This window comes from Nocardia sp. JMUB6875, from assembly GCF_041154655.1.
Taxonomy (GTDB): domain Bacteria; phylum Actinomycetota; class Actinomycetes; order Mycobacteriales; family Mycobacteriaceae; genus Nocardia.
The window spans coordinates 1-3,502 of sequence record NZ_BAAFGR010000330.1; the positions used below are offsets into that span (position 1 = coordinate 1).

A 3,502-nucleotide genomic window follows, 5' to 3' on the forward strand; every position below is an offset into this window, starting at 1 on the left:
CTCCCTAATCGCCCCCTCCCTATCCGAACCCGGCTGCCTGGCCTACCAGCCCTACCAACACCCAACCGACCCCACCCGCTGGGTCGTCATCGAAACCTGGGAAACCCGAGCCGCCTTCGATGCCCACCTCCGCAGCCCCCACCTACAGGAGGCCTTCGAAGCAGGAGCGGAGTTGCTCACCGGTCCACCCTCGGAACAGCTCTTCGAGCTCCCCGACGCCCTCGGACCGCAATCGGTGAGTGGAGCAATCGAGGAAGAAAGGGCGCAGGTACTCGACTCTCGAGGCAACTACTACTTGACCAAAAGGGAGGCGCGAAAGTTCCCGGCCCTGAGCATCCAGGGCGACAGCCTCCATATCTTGCGAACAGATTTGGAGGAAGCGGAATCTGAACTATCTCGCGGAAGCGTCGAGGATGCCCTGTTCTCGGTCAGAGAGGTGTTGGAGACAGTCGTCGGCATGGATCTCTGCTACCAGGACATGATGGACAAGCAGGGCCTGAAACTTCCCTATTGAGGTGTCTCTCCCGGTCACAAGGTGAATCGGTTTCCCTTGGTCGCCCACAGGATTCGGCCGCGTTCGGTGAGGTGCCAGCGCTGGCTGGTTCCTCCACCTGTAGCCCGGATGAGCTCCCTTGCCCGCAAACGCATGGTGATACGGCCTATGGCGCTGATAGTCAGATGCATGCCGGGACTATCGGCTGCCGGCTTTGCTACGGCGTCGGCGATTTCCCTGGCGGACAATGAGTTTCCGGCTGTGTGAAGCGCACCCAGTACGGCCAGGTCCGGGAGGGTCAGCGGGGTCAGGCAGGACATCCGTACCCTCCTCCGGGGTAGCGGGCGAAGGTCTCGCGGGGGTTGGCTGTTTCCACGTCGGCCAGGTGCATGAGACGGTCCAAAGTGAGTGCGTCCAGGTGTTTGGCCGACGGCACCAGGACGGCGTCTACGTCGGCTTCACGTACTTGATCGACGAAGGGCATGGCTGTTTGCTCGGGTGGCCAGATCAATGCGTAGCCGAGTCGCCGTGCCAATCTCACCAACTGCGCGTGATCCCACCGGGCCGCAATCCCGGATACGTCGGGGTCTATCCATCCGAGTGCTGTCGGTTGTGTCCTCATGACCGCCCCTCTCGTCACTGGCATGTACGAGATTCGCGCCGACCAAGAGCGCGAAGGGACAGGAAAGGGACAGCACGGGCTGGTGATAGCGCTAGAGCGTGGCGCAGGTTCGATCTAGGCTCGGTTCATGGGGCATGTCGGTGAACGGATCGCGGTCGAGCGCAAGATCGCCGGGCTCGGTCAACGTCAGCTGGCGGCCCGTGCGAACTACAGCTTGTCGATGTTGAAGGCCGTGGAGCAAGGCCGCGAACCAGCCAGCCCCGGGTTCATCTCCGCGGTGGCGAAGGCGCTGCGGATCACTCCGGAGCAGTTGACCGGCGCACCCTACGATGACGGCAAACCCCTCTCCGATGCGGTCAACGAGCTGTCGGTGCTGCTGGCCGAGGGCCGATATGTCCGCGCGGTGGAACCTGGCCCGCTGGCTGCAATCGATGCCGACCTGGCTGCTGCGCAACGGCTGTACCGACGTGATCGCACCTTGGACACGATCGAGAAGCTCCCCGGGTTGATTCGCCGGATTCACGGCGCGGTCCGCGACAGCAGCGGGGACGACCATGCGCACGTTTCCACGGTCCTCACGAACGCATACCTGCTGGCAGGATGGGCGATACGGCGGACCGGGCGTCCCGCGCTCGTCCTGCCTGCCCTGGATTTGGCCGACCACTACGCCCCTACCGGGAACGATCCGGGCTGGGGCTCCATGGCGATGTTGGACCGAGCCCGAATGCTCACCCACTACGGCGAATCGGAAGTAGCGGACGGGTTGATCGAGACCGTCGTGACCGCCACCGATTCCCTTAACGGATCACCGGTGCTGGCGGGGTATGCGCATCTGGTGGGCGCGGTGAATCAGGCTCGGCGACTGGACTATTCGGGGGCCATGGACCACATCGAGGCAGCCCGAGGGCTCGCTGCCCGGACCGGAGAGACCGACGAATACGTAACGGCATTCGGTCCGGTAAACGTCGAGATCCACGCGCATGCAGTCGAATTGGAGGCAGGCGACCCGAACCGTGCCGCGGTGCAGGGCGCGGGGTTGTCGATTCCCGTCGGGCATCGTGCACCGACGCGGGTCGGTCATCACTGGCAGGACAATGCCCGTGCCTGGTTGATGTCCGGCAAGCCGGAACGCGCACTTGCCGCACTGAACAAGGCCCGCGCGGCCGCACCGCAGCAGACCCGCCTGCACCCGGCGGTCCGGGAAACGTTGTACGGCATCGCAGCGGCCGAGCGTCGACGAACCGACACCCTTGCCGGATTCGCCAGCTGGCTCGGTACCCCGCTGTGACAGTCGATTCCATCATCCAAGCGACCCGTAGGGAGCCATGAACGAGCAGGGCGCACCTGTCCTCTACGCCATCGTCACCGGGGCACCGCCTGCCCGCGATATCGACAAACTCGTCGACCTCGCACAGGCGGACGGCTGGGACGTGTGCATCATCGCCTCCCCCGAAGGCAGCCGCTTCATCGACGCCGACGCCTTGGCGACCAAGACCGGACACCCGATACGCAGCCGGTACAAGGACCCGGGCACCCCTGACCTCTTCCCGCCCGCCGACGGAATGATCGTCGCCCCGATCACGTCGAACTCGCTGGCCAAGTGGGCCGCCGGCATCTCTGACACGCTGCCGCTCGGCCTGCTGGTGGAAGCGGTCGGCAAACGCATGCCGGTCGTAGCGGTCCCCTCCGCGAATTCGGCACTACGAAGTTTCCCCGCCATAAGCAACGCCATCACCAACCTGTCCGACTGGGGCGTCACGATGATCACGGATGAACCGCACTCACCCGGCGCAGGGGCAGCGACGCTGAACGCGTTCCCGTGGACCGAGGCGTGGGCCGCACTCCTGGAACATCCATGGCTGGCGCTCAACTCGGAGCGCGACACACGAATCTGATCACAGCACAAGCTGTGTTGCCGCCTAAGTGATTGCGGGTTCGGGCGGTCCGAGGAGATCCCAGCGGTTGCCCGAGATATCGAGGAAGACGGCGACGTTCCCGTAGGGCTCACACCGGGGCTCGGTCACAAATGTCACCCCGGCATCAATCATCCGGCGATACGCGTTCGAGAAGTCCGCGACCCGAAGAAAGAAGCCAACCCGCCCCGCGACCTGCTCGCCGATAGCGCGACCCTGGCGGCCTCCGTCGGCCTGCGCGAGCAGGATCCCGGTGGCCGCCCCCGGCGGGCGAACCACGACCCATCGTTTGGCGCGCCCGTCGTTGGTCAGTGACGGTGAGTCTTCGATGAGATCGAAACTGAGTCTGTCGACGAAGAATTCGATCGCTGAGTCGTAGTCTTCGACAATGATCGCAACCAGGTCCAGGTGCACCGTCCGAGCCTAGGCGCAGCTCAGCGAGTTAGGTGGCGGGTGGTCCAGTCGGGGGTGAAC

At 64.5% G+C, this 3,502-nt stretch carries 4 protein-coding genes; 3 read left to right on the forward strand and 1 reads right to left on the reverse strand.

Annotated elements, in window-relative coordinates:
• From ACAM49_RS39265 to ACAM49_RS39275, 3 genes are all read left to right on the forward strand, one after another.
• On the forward strand, positions 1-514 hold a 514-nt coding region (locus tag ACAM49_RS39265), incomplete at its 5' end, for a putative quinol monooxygenase (protein ID WP_369640588.1).
• A gap of 728 nt (positions 515-1,242) precedes the next feature.
• The gene (locus ACAM49_RS39270; RefSeq protein WP_369640589.1) at positions 1,243-2,403 is read left to right on the forward strand and encodes a helix-turn-helix domain-containing protein; all 1,161 of its coding nucleotides are present in this window, start codon (positions 1,243-1,245) and stop codon (positions 2,401-2,403) included.
• Positions 2,404-2,440: 37 nt separating this feature from the next.
• A complete protein-coding gene (locus tag ACAM49_RS39275; protein ID WP_369640590.1) occupies positions 2,441-3,010 on the forward strand; it encodes a flavoprotein in 570 nt (189 codons plus the stop codon).
• Between the two features lie 24 nt (positions 3,011-3,034).
• Here the strand turns inward: ACAM49_RS39275 and ACAM49_RS39280 are convergent, their stop codons facing one another.
• Positions 3,035-3,442, reverse strand: a complete 408-nt coding sequence (locus ACAM49_RS39280; RefSeq protein ID WP_369640591.1) for a VOC family protein — start codon at positions 3,440-3,442, stop codon at positions 3,035-3,037.
• Between the last annotated feature and the right edge of the window lie 60 nt (positions 3,443-3,502).

Excerpts from the sequence above, each read along its gene's own strand:
- ACAM49_RS39270 (WP_369640589.1), top strand. The coding sequence starts at position 1,243 with ATGGGGCATGTCGGTGAACGGATCGCGGTCGAGCGCAAGATCGCCGGG.
- ACAM49_RS39275 (WP_369640590.1), top strand. The coding sequence starts at position 2,441 with ATGAACGAGCAGGGCGCACCTGTCCTCTACGCCATCGTCACCGGGGCA.